Annotated in this window: 14 protein-coding genes and 1 pseudogene; 10 read left to right on the forward strand and 5 right to left on the reverse strand. The window is 69.6% G+C overall.

Going from position 1 to position 15,172, the window contains the following annotated elements; all coding sequences use genetic code 11:
- Positions 1–114 precede the first annotated feature (114 nt).
- Both ASG60_RS09735 and ASG60_RS09740 read right to left on the reverse strand, forming a co-directional pair.
- The gene (locus ASG60_RS09735; RefSeq protein WP_056385245.1) at positions 115–1,779 is read right to left on the reverse strand and encodes an OFA family MFS transporter; all 1,665 of its coding nucleotides are present in this window, start codon (positions 1,777–1,779) and stop codon (positions 115–117) included.
- A gap of 341 nt (positions 1,780–2,120) precedes the next feature.
- Positions 2,121–3,078: pseudogene (locus tag ASG60_RS09740) on the reverse strand (DMT family transporter).
- Positions 3,079–3,246: 168 nt separating this feature from the next.
- On the opposite strand from ASG60_RS09740, the gene ASG60_RS09745 reads away from it, so the two are divergent.
- From ASG60_RS09745 to ASG60_RS09755, 3 genes are all read left to right on the forward strand, one after another.
- The gene (locus ASG60_RS09745; protein ID WP_244476624.1) at positions 3,247–4,011 is read left to right on the forward strand and encodes a DUF429 domain-containing protein; all 765 of its coding nucleotides are present in this window, start codon (positions 3,247–3,249) and stop codon (positions 4,009–4,011) included.
- Positions 4,012–4,153: 142 nt separating this feature from the next.
- Positions 4,154–4,702, forward strand: coding sequence for an NUDIX domain-containing protein (locus ASG60_RS09750; RefSeq protein ID WP_056385247.1), 549 nt, complete (start codon positions 4,154–4,156; stop codon positions 4,700–4,702).
- Positions 4,703–4,716: 14 nt separating this feature from the next.
- A complete protein-coding gene (locus ASG60_RS09755; RefSeq protein ID WP_056260858.1) occupies positions 4,717–5,412 on the forward strand; it encodes a carbonic anhydrase in 696 nt (231 codons plus the stop codon).
- A 294-nt stretch (positions 5,413–5,706) separates the two neighbouring features.
- On the opposite strand, the gene ASG60_RS09760 is transcribed toward ASG60_RS09755, so the two are convergent.
- The gene (locus ASG60_RS09760; RefSeq protein ID WP_056170753.1) at positions 5,707–6,402 is read right to left on the reverse strand and encodes a DUF4142 domain-containing protein; all 696 of its coding nucleotides are present in this window, start codon (positions 6,400–6,402) and stop codon (positions 5,707–5,709) included.
- Positions 6,403–6,590: 188 nt separating this feature from the next.
- Here ASG60_RS09760 and ASG60_RS09765 point away from each other — a divergent pair, with 188 nt between their 5' ends.
- From ASG60_RS09765 to ASG60_RS09790, 6 genes are all read left to right on the forward strand, one after another.
- Positions 6,591–7,700 carry an acyltransferase gene (locus ASG60_RS09765; protein ID WP_056385323.1) on the forward strand — a complete coding sequence of 370 codons (1,110 nt, stop codon included), beginning with the start codon at positions 6,591–6,593 and terminating at the stop codon, positions 7,698–7,700.
- Positions 7,701–7,750: 50 nt separating this feature from the next.
- Positions 7,751–8,611: a universal stress protein gene (locus ASG60_RS09770; protein ID WP_056170577.1), complete on the forward strand. Its 861-nt coding sequence runs from the start codon at positions 7,751–7,753 to the stop codon at positions 8,609–8,611.
- A 121-nt stretch (positions 8,612–8,732) separates the two neighbouring features.
- A complete protein-coding gene (locus ASG60_RS09775; protein WP_056385249.1) occupies positions 8,733–9,341 on the forward strand; it encodes a hypothetical protein in 609 nt (202 codons plus the stop codon).
- Between the two features lie 102 nt (positions 9,342–9,443).
- Entirely contained in the window at positions 9,444–10,043 is a 600-nt protein-coding gene (locus ASG60_RS09780; protein ID WP_056385252.1) for a hypothetical protein, read from the forward strand.
- 90 nt (positions 10,044–10,133) lie between these two features.
- Positions 10,134–10,775: a cytochrome b/b6 domain-containing protein gene (locus ASG60_RS09785; RefSeq protein WP_056385254.1), complete on the forward strand. Its 642-nt coding sequence runs from the start codon at positions 10,134–10,136 to the stop codon at positions 10,773–10,775.
- Positions 10,772–11,551 carry a molybdopterin-dependent oxidoreductase gene (locus ASG60_RS09790; RefSeq protein WP_056385256.1) on the forward strand — a complete coding sequence of 260 codons (780 nt, stop codon included), beginning with the start codon at positions 10,772–10,774 and terminating at the stop codon, positions 11,549–11,551. The genes ASG60_RS09785 and ASG60_RS09790 overlap by 4 nt, the downstream gene beginning before the upstream one ends.
- A 24-nt stretch (positions 11,552–11,575) precedes the next feature.
- On the opposite strand, the gene ASG60_RS09795 is transcribed toward ASG60_RS09790, so the two are convergent.
- Positions 11,576–11,989 (reverse strand): flagellar biosynthesis repressor FlbT, encoded by a 414-nt coding sequence (locus tag ASG60_RS09795; protein ID WP_056385257.1) that lies wholly within the window; start codon positions 11,987–11,989, stop codon positions 11,576–11,578.
- 248 nt (positions 11,990–12,237) lie between these two features.
- On the opposite strand from ASG60_RS09795, the gene ASG60_RS09800 reads away from it, so the two are divergent.
- Positions 12,238–13,929, forward strand: a complete 1,692-nt coding sequence (locus ASG60_RS09800) for a flagellin (RefSeq protein WP_056170594.1) — start codon at positions 12,238–12,240, stop codon at positions 13,927–13,929.
- A 109-nt stretch (positions 13,930–14,038) separates the two neighbouring features.
- Here ASG60_RS09800 and ASG60_RS09805 read toward each other — a convergent pair whose 3' ends face one another.
- A complete protein-coding gene (locus tag ASG60_RS09805) occupies positions 14,039–15,085 on the reverse strand; it encodes a PAS domain S-box protein (protein WP_056361245.1) in 1,047 nt (348 codons plus the stop codon).
- Positions 15,086–15,172 lie beyond the last annotated feature (87 nt).

Below are 15,172 nucleotides of genomic sequence, written 5' to 3' on the forward strand. Positions count from 1 at the left end.
GTTCCAGCCCGATGCGCCGACATCGACGTTCGATGACGGACGGATGCGGACATGGGATCCGCATCCGGTCCCATGTCGCGAAGCCGAGGCTCGTCGAATTGCCCGTCTCGCGTTTCAGCCGAAGAGAATCAGGGCTTTCGTCAGAGTGGTCCAGATACCCCAGGCGATGGGAACGCCGACAGCGAGCCACGCCAACAGGGCGCCGAGGGTCAGGCCTCCGCGACCGATCCCGCGTTCACCGGCTCCAGCCGCCCCCACGCCGACGCCGCCTTTGGTCACGGCGGTGAGTTCCGCTTCCGTCATGAACCAGCGTGCGGCCAGGGGACGGACCAGGAGGTTGGCGACGAAGCCCGCCCCCAGGAAGGCCGCGAGGATGTACATCGTTCGGGTGTAGAGTTCGGCGCCCTGGATACCGGCATCCACCTGCGCCTGGCGGATCGCCGTCACCACGAGCGGACCGACCACGCCCGCCGTGGACCAGGCGGTGAGGAGCCGCCCGTGGATGGCCCCTACGAACTGCGTGCCGAAGACATCGGCAAGGTAGGCCGGGATGGTGGCGAACCCGCCCCCGTACATCGACAGGATCACGCAGAAGAACGCCACGAACAGCGCTTTTGAGCCGATGCCGGCGGCCCAGGGCGCCGCCGCGTAGAGCACGCAGCCCAGGGCGAAGAAGGTCGCGTAGGTGACCTTACGCCCGATCCTGTCGGACATCGAGGCCCAGAAGAAGCGGCCGAGGATGTTGAACAGAGATAGCATTCCGACGAACCCGGCCGCCACGGCGGCGATCTGGGTCTTCTGGCCGGGATCGAGCTGGCCGAAGCCGAGGTCCGGCTGCCCGATGAGCGCGCCGCCGAAGATCTCCTGAAGCATCGGCGAAGCGAGCGCGAGCACGCCGATGCCCGCCGAGACGTTGAGGCAGAGCACGGCCCAGAGCAGCCAGAATTGCGGGGTCCTGTGCGCCCGGTCGAGGTGAACGTGGCCGGAGGTGATCATCGCGCTCTTCGAGGCTGGTGCGGTCCAGCCCTCGGGCTGCCAGCCGGCGGGGGGCACGCGATAGCCGAAGGCGCCGCAGAGCATCGCCAGGATGTACAGGCCGCCCATCACCGCCAGGGTCTGCCAGACGCCGACCGACGACGGGGTCTTGAAGGTGTTGATGAGCAGGGTGGCGAGGGGAGAGCCGATCATGGCGCCGCCGCCGAAGCCCATGATGGCCATGCCGGTGGCCATGCCGCGCCGGTCGGGGAACCACTTCACCAGGGTCGAGACCGGAGAGATGTAGCCGAGGCCGAGGCCGAGGCCGCCGATCAGCCCCATGCCGAGCCAGATCAGCCAGAGTTGGTGCAGGTAGACGCCGAGGGCACCGATCAGGAAGCCGCCGCCCCAGCACGCGGCCGCCGCGAGGCCGGCCTTGCGCGGGCCGGCGCGCTTGAGCCAGCCGCCGAACACCGCCGCCGACAGGCCGAGCATGACGATGCCGGTGGAGAAGACGATGACGAGGTCGCTGACGCGCCAGTCGCAGGCTGTCGTGAACAGGGCCGTGGCGAGGTCCATGTCGGGACAGGCGGCCGGCGCCGGTTGCCCGACGCTCAGGGCCCGCGACAACGGCAGCCAGAACACCGACAGTCCGTAGGACATTCCGATGCAGAGATGGATGGCGAGCGCCGCTGGCGGAACCAGCCAACGGTTGAAGCCGGCCTTGGCGACGATCCTCTCCCGCGAGAGCCAACGTGGCGAGCCTTCATCCATCGCGGGCGCGACATCGACACGAACGGTCATTCAGGCTTCTCCCCTGACCTGCCGAATGGACCCGTGCTCATGGGATCGGCGCAGGTCAAACACCGCGTCCACTGGACAATCGCTTCTTATTGAGGCGCCCGAAAAGGATGTCCACCTCCGTTATGCCGGCGCCCTGTCGCGCCGCATCGTCGATCTGGGACCATCGTCGACGGGGGTGATCTCCTCCTAGCCCCGTCGCGCCGGCAGCGTTTCGAAGACGGCAAGAGTGGCCCGGTGCGGGGCGTTCGGGTCGATCCGCTCCCGGGCGGTGGATAGGGATTCGCGCGAGCATCCCCCTCCGCCCGCTCACGACCATCCGCGAGCGGGCACCGGCACGCCGTTCAGATGTCCCGCCCCTGGATCTCGGGCGGAAGGCGGCGCCGCGTCCGGCCGAAGGCCCGGAGGCGTCCGTCGATGGCCGCGAGTCCGCAACCGATCAGTGCCATGCCGACGATGTGCCGCGGATCGAGGCGCTCACCCAGCACGACGGCACCCAGGAGGATGGCCGAGACCGGAATGAGGAAGGTCACGAGGAGGAGGTTCGTCGCCCCCGCCGTCGCCAGGATTCGAAAATACAGCACGTAGGCGAGGGCCGTCGACAGGGCCGCGATGCCTACAACCGCGCCCACCACTGCCGCACCCGGCATCGGCAGGGTCCACGGCCGATCCACTACGAGGGCGATGGGCACGAGGATGAGCGTAGAGGCGGAGACCTGCCCGGCGGCCGTCGCGAGGGGCGGAATGCCCATCCGCCGGAAACGTCGCCCGAAGAGGCCGGCGCAGGCGTAGGACAGGGCCGCGCCGAGGACCGCGACTTGTGCCAGGAGGTCGGCCCCGAGGCCGGCGAGGACGGCCGGTCCGACCATCACGGCAACGCCGGCGAGGCCGACGAGCCCCCCCCGCCATCCGGCTGCCGGTCATCCGCTCGTCGGCGGTGAGGAAATGGGCCGCGACGACGGTGAACAGCGGCGTGGTCGCATTCAGGATCGCGGCGAGCCCGGAGGCGATGTGGGTCTGGCCCCACACGATGAGGCAGAAGGGAACGGCGTTGTTGAGGAGGCCCATGCCGAGAAAGGCGGACCAAACCCGGGCTCCGCGCGGCATTGCGAGGCCCGAGAGAGGCACGACGGCGTTCAGGATCAGCGCGGCGAGGCCGACGCGCAGGGTGACGAGGGTGACGGGCGGCAGGGCTTCGAGCGCCACCTGCGTAAAGAAGAACGATCCGCCCCAGAGCACGGAGAGGCAGAGGAGCATCGCCCATTCAGGCGCGGACATCGTATGGTTCACGGCGGGCGGCATGACGGATCCTTTGCGAGTTCAACCCGTCCTATGATTTCGCCCGGGTGACGGGCGTCCCGTTTCTTGCTCTCGAATCCTCCTGACTCCTCCGTCTGCTGTCGATTCCAGACCGCCTCCGAAGGGCCGTCGAACGATGGCGGTCTCCCGCAAGCCCCGACGATCGTCAGCATGTCCGACACACCGATGCCCCCGGCCCCAGCGAAAGCCCCCTCCCCCTGGATCGCCGGCCTCGACGGGTGTCGCGGCGCCTGGGCTGGGGTGCTGCTCAACCTCCACGACGGGCGCCATCGCGCCGCCCGGTTCGCAACCGTGGCCGACCTCGTCGACGCCCCCGAGGCGCCGGCCTTCGTCGGCATCGACATCCCCATCGGCCTGCCCGACCGGATCACGGATGGCGGGCGCGTCGCCGACCGCGCGGCGCGGGCCTATCTGGGCCAGGGGCGGGCGAGCGTGTTTCCGATGCCGCCGCGCGCGGCCGTCCATGCGCCCGATTACGAGACCGCCAAGGCCCTGTCGCGGGCGGGCAGCGACCCGCCCTTCGCACCCTCGATCCAGGGCTGGAACATCTTTCGGAGTGTGCGGGAGGTCGATGGCCTGCTCCGAGCGCGGCCCGATCTGTGCGACCGCCTGCACGAGGTCCATCCCGAGGTCGCGTTCCGGCGCCTCAACCGGGACCGGGCCCTTGCGGCTTCGAAGAAGACGCCGGACGGGCAGGCCGCGCGTCGGGCGCTGCTTCTCGGCGCCGGGCTGCCCAAGGCCCTGGTCGCGGCGCGCCCCGCCGGCATCGGCGCCGACGACCACCTCGACGCCCTCGCGGCCCTGGTGGTGGCCCGCGACCTCGCGTGTGGCCGCGCCGTACCGATGCCCGATCCGCCGGGGCGCGACGGGTTCGATCTCCCCATCGTGATCTGGGCGCCCGGCGACGTGTCGTAAAACACTAGCGTGCCGGCCATTTCACGCTAAATGACGGTCCCGACAGGTGAAAGCCGACGCGATCGAAGAAAATATCCTTGTCCGACGGATTAAAATATTTTTCTCGATGCTGGGATGCCGCACAATACTTCGGAATGACCCGATGACAGCACCGACCTCCGCGCCCAGCGCACCCGACACCGTGCACCCGCCGGTTCGCGAGGTCGCCCGCGCCCTCGTGTTCGATCCGGCCGGGCGCCTGCTCCTCATCGCCTACGAATCCGTTCGGCCCATCGATCCGGCGAATCCCGACGACCGCACCTTCTGGTTCATGCCGGGGGGCGGACTGGAGCCGGGCGAATCCCATGTCGAGGCCTGCCGGCGTGAACTCGAAGAGGAGATCGGCGTTGCCGATGCGCCCATCGGTCCGCAGGTCGCAGGCTGCGACGGGCCCTTCCACCTGTTCCGGACGTCGCGCGATGCCCGCGAGCGCTACTTCGTGGTGCGGCTGCCCGACGACCGTATCGACACTCGGCGCCTCGCCGAGACGGAGGACAACCCCGTCCTCGGCACGCGCTGGTGGACCCTCGACGAACTCGACGCGACGTCCGAGCGCATCGAACCCGCCGGGCTGGCACGCGTCGCGCGCGCCGTCCTGGGTGGCACCCTTCCCGCAACGCCCGTGGCCCTGAACTGGCACGGCACCCGATGAAAGGCCGATCCGAGATGACCACCCCCCGCACCGGTACGTTCCCCGAGAAGCTCAAGGAAGGCTACCAGTCCTTCGTCGAACGCCGCCTTCCCGACGAGGCCAAGCGCTATTCCGGCCTCGCCAAGTCGCAATCCCCCGAAGTCCTCCTCATCGGTTGCTGCGACAGCCGCGTCTCGCCCGAGGTGATCTTCGACGCGGGTCCGGGTGAACTGTTCGTGATCCGCAACGTCGCCAACCTCGTGCCCCCCTGCGAGGAGCAGGGCGGCGAGTTCCACGGCACGTCGGCGGCCATCGAGTTCGCCGTGCAGGGCCTGGAAGTGAAGCACATCGTCGTGATGGGTCACGCCACCTGCGGCGGCATCAAGGCCTTCGCCAGCCCGTCGAACCCCCTGTCGGACGGCGACTTCATCGGCAAATGGGTGTCCCTCGTGAAGTCGGCCGCCGAGAACGTCGAGGACCAGAACGGGCCGGACTACCTCACCCGCCTCGAATACGCGATGGTCGGCGAGAGCCTGAAGAACCTCATGACCTTCCCGTTCGTCCGCGAACGCGTCGAGGCCGGCACGCTGACACTGCACGGCGCCCACTTCGGCATCGAGCGCGGCGAACTCCTCGTGCGCGATCCCGAGACCGGCGACTTCCGGCCCGCCGTCGACATGGCCGGCAAATCCATTAGCCAGACCGCGCTGATCAACTGCCAGGAGGCGTAGGACGCACGCCTCACCCGACGCAATCGGGGATGCACGATGTGGAAGGGTGGCTCGCGTGGTCCTCGCATTCGAAGGGCCGCCGAGTCACCCTATTCTCATGAATGCATCCAGCTCGGGGGGATCGCGCAACTGCGCCGAACCGGGTGACCAACGTCGCCGCGCCGAACAGGAAAAGCGCTGTCCTCGGGAAAGGCCGTCCATCAGCCACGAAAAAGGGATGCCGGGCTTTCGCGCGGCATCCTTTTTTCGTGTATTCCCCGGGCGTTCCGCCCGGGGACCATGCGACCGTGCGGCTCAGCGCGCGCCGGGCAGGCGGCGGGCCTCCTGGTAATGGTGCTCCAGCACCGGCAGGGCCTGCTGGGCGTGGGCGCGCAGGGCCGGGTTCGGGCCGTTGGAGGCGTAGGACTGGTACATCCCGAGAGCCATCTCGTGCGACTTCACCTGCATCGAGCCGTAGAGGCGGTCGAAGCGCGGGCCGGCCGGGGTCTGCGACAGCTCGGCGAGCATCGCCTGCTGCTGCGGGTTCGGCTGGACCAGGGTGGTGCCGGCGGTGGTGTCGACATCGCCCACCATCGCGCCGGTCGCGGCACCGCGACGGGCGCCCGCGCCGAGGCCCTCGAGACCGCCCACCGGACCACCCGCGAGGGTTCCACCAACGACACCCGTCGCCGCACCCGTGGCCGCGCCGACGGCGCCGCCCGCGATGGCGAGCGGGGCGGTCACGAGACCGCCGAGGCCGTCGTTGCGAGCCATCACGTTGGCTTCACCGCCCGCCAGGGCGACGTTGGCGGCGCGGTGATCGCGCACGGCCTCCTTGGCGAAGCGGACGACCTGCGGATTGCGGCTCTTCGACAGGGCGATCTGGCTCGACTGCACCTCGAAGGCGTTGGACTGCATCGCGGCGAGGCGGAAATCGCCCATGTCCTGTGCGAAGGCGGGGGTCGCGAGGGCCGTCACCAGGACACCCAGGGCAATCGACTTGTTGATCATGATCATCCTCAATATGGCTGCAGCGACATACAAGAACGGACCCAGAGGCACTTGTGCCCGCACAGGTCCGTGACTGTCGCCTTCGGCGGGACAACGGGGGAAGACCTGATCTGTTCCAGGCTATCTTCGCGGCATGACGATCGTATCGGGTGCGATCCTTGGAATAGACCCGCGTGAAGCTTGGCGCGATCCAGGGCCTGCGCGCCTTCGCGGCCCTCCTCGTCGTGGTCCATCACGGGCAGGTCGAGGCGGCGGCCCTGGCCCTGCGCGCCGGGCTTCCCTTCGGCCCCAGCACCGGGCTGGCGTGGTCGGCGGGCGTCGACGTGTTCTTCGTGATCTCGGGCTTCATCATCGTCCACGCGAGCGCCCCCCTCTACGGGCGCCCGGGGGGACGAGCGCGCTTTCTCGCCCTCCGGATCGCCCGGCTGGTGCCGCTGTACTGGCTGGTGACGGCCCTCTACCTCGCCCTCGTCCTCACCGTGCCGGCGCTCCTCAACGGCGCGGATTCCCCCGCGCCCGGCTACGTCGCCGCCTCGTTCCTGTTCTGGCCGGCCCTGCGCCCGGACGGCATTCCCCAGCCCCTGTACGGCCTCGGCTGGACCCTGAACTGCGAGATGTTCTTCTACGCGGTCTTCGCCGTCGGCCTCGGCTGGGGCCGGGGCCGGGCGGTGCTGTGGCTCGCCCTCGCCCTCGCCGGCCTCGTCGCCCTCGGCCGCCTGGTGCCCGAACCGCCGACGCCGCTCGCGTTCTGGGGCAGCCCCATCGTCCTCGAATTCGCCCTCGGCGCCGGCCTCGGCCTCGCCCGCGCGCACGGCCTGCGTTTGCCCGATGCCGCCCGGCTGGCGCTCGCCGCCACCGGCCTCGCCGGCCTCGCCGTCGCGGGCGAGCCCGGCGAGGCCCTGCGGCCCCTCGCCTATGGCGGGCCGGCGCTCCTGCTGGTGGCCGCCGCCGCCCTCGGGCGCGAGCCGCCGCCGGGGCGCGGGACGCGGCTCGGTCCGGCGCTCGTCGCCCTGGGGGATGCGTCCTACGCCCTCTACCTGATCCATCCCTTCGTCCTGCGCGCCACCCGCGAGGCGATCACGCGGCTGGGGCTCGCGGCACTCGTCGGCCCGTGGGGGGCGCTCGGCCTCATGCTCGCCCTGTCGGTGGCCGCGTCCCTGGTGGTCGCCCGCTTCGTGGAGAGGCCCATGACCCGGGCCGTCCGGCACCGGCTCGACCCCGGGGCCGGTGCCGGAACCGTTCAAAAACCGTGTGACGGCCCGCCGGGCGGAGTTTGCCGCGCGCCCAAATCGCATTAGCCTCCGGTGTCTCGCGCCATCGAAGACCCCGCTGCGAAGGCCCCGCCGCCATGAAGACGCTCTTGGTTCCCGTCGCCCTGCACGACAGCCTGCCCTCGGTGTTCGAGACGGCGATCCTCGCCGCCCGTCGCTTCGGCAGCCTCGTCGAGGGCGTGTCCCTGCGCCCGGCGCTCGCCGAATACGTCCCCGTCGACATGGTCGGCGGCATGACCTGGCTGCGCGACGAGGAGGCCGACAAGGCCGAGGCCGAGGCCGCGGGCGGGCGCTTCGTCACCTTCATGCAGCAGGCCGGCGTGCCGCTCATGGCCGACGGGCCCTGCACCCCGGCCGGCATCGGCGCGGCGGGCCCGCGCTACCGCTGGCGCCCGGACGTGCCGGCGGGCGACGCGTTCCTCGGCCAGTACGCGCGGCTGTTCACCGCCACCGTGGTCGGGCGCCCCGGCACCGACGACGGTGCGCCGCGCATGACCACCTTCGAGACCGCCCTGTTCGAGAGCGGGCGGCCGATCCTCCTCGCGCCCCCCATCGCCCCCGCGACCCTCGGCGACGCCATCCTCATCGCCTGGAACGGCTCCACCGAGACGGCGCGCGCCGTGGCCTTCGCCATGCCGTTCCTGCGCCAGGCGCAGCGCATCCGGGTGATCAGCGTCGAGGGTGGCACCGTACCGGGGCCGACCGCCGAGGAGCTCGCCCGTGCGCTCGCCTGCGAGGGCATCGACGCCGATCACCGCGCCCATTCGGCCGGGCGGCGCACGCCCGGCGAGGTGTTCCTCGCAGAAGCCGAAACCTTCGGTTGCGACCTCCTCATCAAGGGCGCCTACACCCAGAGCCGCCTGCGCCAGATGATCTTCGGCGGCCCGACGAGCCACCTGCTGACCCATGCGGGCATCCCGATGCTGATGGCGCATTGACGGGGCCGGAGCCCGCGCCGGCCAAGCGTATCCATATCGCGCGCAATTGACTTGCGCACGATCCGGAGGCGGGGCAGGGTCGCGGCCGGAATCGGCCACCGGTCGATGGGAAAGGCTCCACATGATCAGAACCGTACGTACCGCCGTACTCCTCGCCACCACGGGCCTCGCCCTGAGCCTCCCGGCCCGGGCGGAAGCGCCGGTGGTGCGCATCCGCGGCACCATCGCGTCGGTGACGGACAATGCCATCACCATCAAGCCGCGCGTCGGCGACGCCATTCTGGTCCGCCTCGGCGACGGCGTCCGGGTCGCGGGTGCGAGTGCGGCCAAGATCACCGACATCCTGCCCGACAGCTATGTCGGCACCGCCGCGACGCCCCAGGCCGACGGCACCCTGAAGGCCCTCGAGGTCGCGGTGTTCGCGCCCAGCATGCGCGGCACCGGCGACGGCCACTACCCGTGGGATCTCGAGAAGGAGAACACCATGACCAACGGCGCCGTCGGCGCCGTGACGGGGACGACCAACCGCACCATCACGGTGACGTATGCGGGCGGACAGAAGGTCATCACCGTGCCGGACGACGTGCCCGTGGTGGCCCTGGCCCCCGCCGATGCCGGCCTGATCAAGCCGGGCGCCCGCGTCGTCGCCTTCACCCGCGCCGATGCCTCCGGCACGGCGGTCGCCGACCGCATGGTGGTGGGCCAGAACGGCACCGTTCCGCCCATGTGAGTCCGCCCATGTGAGGTCGGATCGACGTGAGGTCGGATCGAAGGCGGGCGCGCCGGTGGCGCGCCCGGACGTGAAGAAGAACCACAACAGGAGAGACACGCCATGATGAAGAGCCTGCTGACCGGCCTCGCCCTGACCCTGACGATGGCCGCCACCACCGCGCGCGCCGACGACATCGTGCGCTACCGCGGCACCCTGGAGAAGGTCGAGGGATCGACCCTCACCATCAAGCCGCGCACGGGCGACTCGATCACCGTGACCTTCGCGAACGACACCAAGATCCTCGCCGCCACCACGGGCCAGCTCGCCGACATCAAGTCGGAGAGCTACATCGGCACCGCCGCGATCCCGCAGCCCGACGGCACGCAGAAGGCCCTGCAGGTGACGGTGTTCGCCTCCTCCCTGCGCGGCACCGCCGACGGCCACTACCCGTGGGATCTCGGCACCAACTCCACCATGACCAACGGCGCGGTGGGCACCCTCTCGGGCACCGAGGGGCGCACCCTCCTGGTCAAGTACCAGGGCGGCGAGAAGAAGGTGACGGTGCCGGAAGACGTGCCCGTGACCCTCGTCGACCCCGGCGAGAAGAGCAACCTGGTGCCCGGCTCCAAGCTCGTCGCCTTCACCAAGAAGGGCGCAGACGGCACCCTCACGGCCCCGATCCTCATCGTCGGCCGCAACGGCACCGTGCCGTCCATGTGAGGCACCAACGTAGAACCCTCCCCCGCAAAGGGGGGAGGGACCTGCGCTCCGCGTCACCGAGCGCGGCCTGTCCTGTCGACCGAGCCCCCGATGACCCTGGTTCCTGAGCCCCCCGCCCGCGTCGTGGTGATCCACCCCTTGGTGGTGCGCCTCACCCACTGGATCAACGCGGTGGCGGTGTTCTGCATGCTGTTCAGCGGTTGGGCGATCTACAACGCGTCGCCGCTCTTCCCCTTCGCCTTCCCGAAATGGGCGACCCTGGGGGGCTGGCTCGGCGGGGCCATCGCCTGGCACTTCGCCGCCATGTGGCTGTTCGCCCTGAACGGCCTCGTCTACGTCGCCTACGGGCTGGCGAGCCGGCACGTCGCCCGGACGTTCCTGCCCTTGAGCCCCGGCGCCGTGTGGCGCGACGCGAAGGCCGCGCTGACCTTCCGCCTCGCCCACCGGCTCGGGCAGTACAACGCCGTGCAGCGCCTCGCCTACGCGGTGGCGTTCCTGCTGGGCGCCCTCCTGCTCGCCTCGGGCCTTGCCTTGTGGAAGCCGGTGCAGTTCCAGGGGCTGGCCGCCCTGTTCGGTGGCTACGAATGGGCGCGCTGGGTGCATTTCGGGGCCATGGCGGGCCTCGTCGGCTTCATCGTCCTGCACCTCGCCCTGGTGCTGGTCGTGCCCAGCACCCTCCGGGCGATGATCACCGGTCGCGCCCGCGTGACCCCTTCGGAGACGCAAGCATGACCCGCGACCCCGAAACCGCCGCCCGCCTCAAGGCCCTGCGCGCCGACCTGCAGCCCGAGCTGGTGAAACTGGAGCGCCGGGCGCTCCTGCGCTCGGGCCTGTCACTCGGCGCCCTCACGCTGCTCACGGGCTGCGACCTCTCCACGGGCTCCAACGGCAACGCCGCCGACCGGGTGCTGTGGGCCATGTCGAAGTTCAACGACCGGGTCCAGGGCTGGCTGTTCGACCCGACCAAGCTCGCGCCGACCTACCCGGCCGCGATGATCGACACCCCGTTCCGGTTCAACGCCTACTACCCGCCGGACAACATCCCCGAGGTCGAGGGCGCCGACTGGAAGCTCGAGGTCACCGGCCTCGTCGCCGACAAGACCCCCTGGACCCTGCAGAAGCTCCGTGCCCTGCCGCAGGAGAGCCAGATCACCCGCCACGTCTGCATCGAGGGCTGGAGCCAGATCGGCCAATGGAGCGGCGTCCCCCTGCGGGCGTTCTTGGAGCGGATCGGCGCCGATCTGACGGCGAAATACGTCGGCTTCAAATGCGCCGACCGCTATTACGGCAGCCTCGACATGCCGAGCGCGCTGCACCCCCAGACCGTCCTGGCCCTCGACTTCGCCGGCAAGGAACTGAGCCCCGAATACGGCTACCCGCTGCGGGTGCGCGTGCCGACGAAGCTCGGGTTCAAGAGCCCGAAATACATCGCAAGCGTGTTCGTCACCAACGATTATCCGGGCGGGTACTGGGAGGACCAGGGCTACAATTGGTTCAGTGGGATCTGAGCCGAGCGTACGAGCGGATTCCCGTCACGTCGTCCCGCCGGTGGCGGGCGGCTGGGCGAGGCGGTCGCTGAGCGACTGCTCGTACTGGATGAGGTCCTTGCAGCGCTTGAGCGCGCGATAGAGTTCGCGGGCCGCCACGAACTCGTGGATGTCGCGGATGTACGGCGCCGTCGTCGGCACCGCTTCCAGCAGGGCGTTGGCCTGCCGCACGAAGATGTCCTCGGCCTCCGGCGTCGGCTCGGCGAGGTACAGCACCGTCAAGGTGAGGTAGAGGCGCTTGCAGGCCGTGTCGGCCTCACTCTCCAGGATGATGTCGCTCCCGCGCAGGAAGTTCGTCACCGTCTCGATGACGAAGGAGGAGCGCCGCGATCCGTTGCGGATCGCCGTGCCGCCGATCAGCAGGCGCTCGAACGGTTTCAGTTCGATCTTGAGGGGCATGGCGTCTCACGGGCGGCGGGGTGTCAACCTCCTTCCTCGGCGATCATGGTTAACAAAGCCTGAAGGCGCCGCCACGCCGATCCGGCTAAACCTTTGATGGATCGATGGATTCATCCAGGTCCACGGCATTCGACCGACGCACGACACGCCGTGTTCATCACAACATTTAACAGGATCGCAAGGGGGGCGTGGTTCTGTGGCGCTGTCTCCAAAAACGGAGACGCACCGATCAGAATGGATCGAAACCAATGTCTTCAGGCGTCACCCTCACCGCCGCGACCCGCCAGAACCTGCTTTCGCTGCAGGGCACCGCGGACCTCCTGTCCAGCACCCAGAACCGCCTCTCGACGGGCAAGAAGGTCAATTCGGCCCTCGACAGCCCCGTCAGCTTCTTCACGTCCCAGGCGTTGACCAACCGCTCGTCGGATCTCGGCGGCCTCCTCGACAGCATCTCGAACGGCGTCCAGACGATCCAGGCCGCCAACCAGGGCATCACCTCGATCCAGAAGCTTGTCGACTCGGCAAAATCCACCGCCAGTCAGGCCCTTTCCACCAAGTCGACCGCAACCGGCGCCAGCGCGACCAGCGCCGTCGCGACCGCAGCGGCTTCCCTGACATCCTCCACCGCGACGGCTGCAGCCGGCGCCGGCGGCGGCACCGGTGCCGCAGCAGACGGCACGCACAACTTCTCCGGCTCCCATTCCTCGGTCTTCGTCGTCAAGGACGGAACGAATGCTGAGACCACCATCACCCTCAACGCTGCGAATTTCGGCAATACGGTCAGCGACCTGACCAAGGTCAGCGCCGGCGAGATCCTGACGCAGATCAACAGCCAGCTGACCGCAGCCGGTGGCAATGGCGCCCAGGTTCAGGCGTCGCTGACGACGGACGGTCGCCTGAACTTCACCTCGACCGCGACGGGCAGCGATTCGAAGGTGACGATCACCACGGGTGCCGTCCCCGGCGATACCGACATCGGCTTTGGCACCACCGCCAGCGCCGCGACGGTCGCCACGGGTGTCGATCCGACCGACGGCTCCACGAAGGCGCGCGCGACCGGCACGGCGGTGGCTGCATTGGGCGGCGCCGGTGTCGCCGGTGCCACTTCGGGCATCACGGTGCAGCTCGGCAACAGCCCGGCCAAGACCCTGACCTTCACCGGCACCGGACAGACCGGCGCGCAGTTGGTCACCCAGATCAACGACCAGATTGCTGCCGATGTGGGCCTCAAGGGTAAGCTGACCGCAAGCGTGACGAACAACCAGCTGACGATCCGGTCGACGGATAGCGGTCCCGAGCAGAAGGTGACGGTGAAGTCCATCGGCGCAACCGATATCGGGTTCGGGACCGGAACCAGTTCAGCGCCGAGCACGGGCGTGACCGCATCCGGCACCGGCTCGACCTCGGCGAACGGAACCAATGCCCGTACCGCCCTGGCGCAGCAGTTCAACGAACTCCTGACTCAGATCACCCAGCAGGCACAGGACTCGAGCTACAACGGCGTCAACCTGCTCTATCGCGCCGGTTCGGACGCGAAGGAGAACACCCTGCACCTGTCGTTCAACGAGAAGGACACGAGCTCCCTGGACATCAAGGGCGTCAAGTTCGACGCGACGGGCCTCGGACTGCAGAGCGTCTCCGGCGGGTTCGCCAGCGACGACGACATCAAGGCGTCCCTCACCCAGCTGACGAACGCTTCGGCCGCGCTCCGCACCCAGTCCTCGACCTTCGGCTCGAACCTCACCGTCGTGCAGAACCGTCAGGACTTCTCGAAGCAGCTGATCAACATCCTCGACACCGGCTCGGCCAACCTGACGAACGCGGACCTCAACGAGGAAGCCGCCAACTCCCAGGCCCTGTCGACCCGCCAGTCCATCGGCATCTCGGCGCTCTCGCTCGCCAACACGGCCCAGCAGGGCATCCTGCAGCTGCTCCGCTAAGCCAAACGCCACCGGCCTTCGGGCCGGCGGTCCGGACGACGACGAAAGGCCGGGGCGGTGCGCCCCGGCCTTTTCGCGTTCGAGGACCGGCGTCGACGGAAAAGTCCGCCTACTCCACCGGCGACACCAGCACCTCGGGCAGTTGGAGGTGGAGCGGGTCGTCCCGGGTGCCGAGGCCGCGCGCGGCGATCTCGGCCTGGGCGGCGTAGGCGGCGATGAGGCGGGGGCCGAGGTTCGGCACCTCGACCTTGCCCGAGGGTGCTCCCTCGGCGTTGCTGCCGGAGACGATGGTCAGCCGAACGGGTCCGCCCACCGGCGCGTCGATGGCGAGGCTGATGGCGCAGGCGACGGATTCGGACGTGGTGTCGAGGCACTCCGACACCACCTCGGCGACGATCATCCCGAGGGCGTTCGCAGTGCGCGGCTCGACGAGGCTGGTGCCGGTTCCGCCGATGGTGACGCCGATGCGCCCGGCGCGCCGCAGCTGGCCAAGGCCGGAGGCGAGGCGGTGGAGATAGTCGCGTAGGTCAATGGAGGCGATGTGGGGCGCCTCGTGCAGGTGCTGTTGGACCAGGGCGATGGCCCGCACCCGCTGGCCCAGGGCCTCGAAGCTGCCGCGGCAGGGGGGCGGCGCCGCCCGTCCGTAGAGGCCGATGAGGCTCACCATCACCTGCAGATTGTTGCGCACGCGGTGGTAGACCTCCGCGAGGAGCGCCTCCTTCTCCACAAGGGCGCGCTCGGAATGCTCCCGCGCCTCCTTGCGCTCGGTGATGTCGAAGCTCGTACCGATGTAGCCCTCGAACGCCCCGTCGCGGTGGAGCGGGCGGCCGGTGTCGAGGAGCCAGCGATAGGCGCCGTCGTGGCGGCGCAGGCGAAACTCCACCGTGAACGGGTCCCGGGCGGCGAGCGCCGTCTCGAACACCGACGCGTGGGCGGCCTCGTCGTCCGGATGGAGGCCGCGGCGCCAGCCCCGGCCCCGCTCCTCGGCCGCGTCACGGCCGGTGAAGGCGAGCCAGGATTCGTTGTGGTGGACGGCGTGGCCCCGCGTGTCCGTGCGCCACATCATCAGAGGCACGAAATCCGCGAAGCGTCCGAAAGGGTCGCCCGCCACCGCGTGGCCCGGCCCTGCCTCGCTCAACGGGGTGTCCGCGGCCATGTTCGTCCCGATCTACCGTTGCACACTGGCCCCACCACGCGCCAGACGCCGGTCAACGTGCCGTCCCCCGCCCCGTTCCGATTCGCC

The organism is Methylobacterium sp. Leaf469 (assembly GCF_001424745.1).
In the GTDB taxonomy this organism is placed as follows: Bacteria; Pseudomonadota; Alphaproteobacteria; order Rhizobiales; family Beijerinckiaceae; genus Methylobacterium.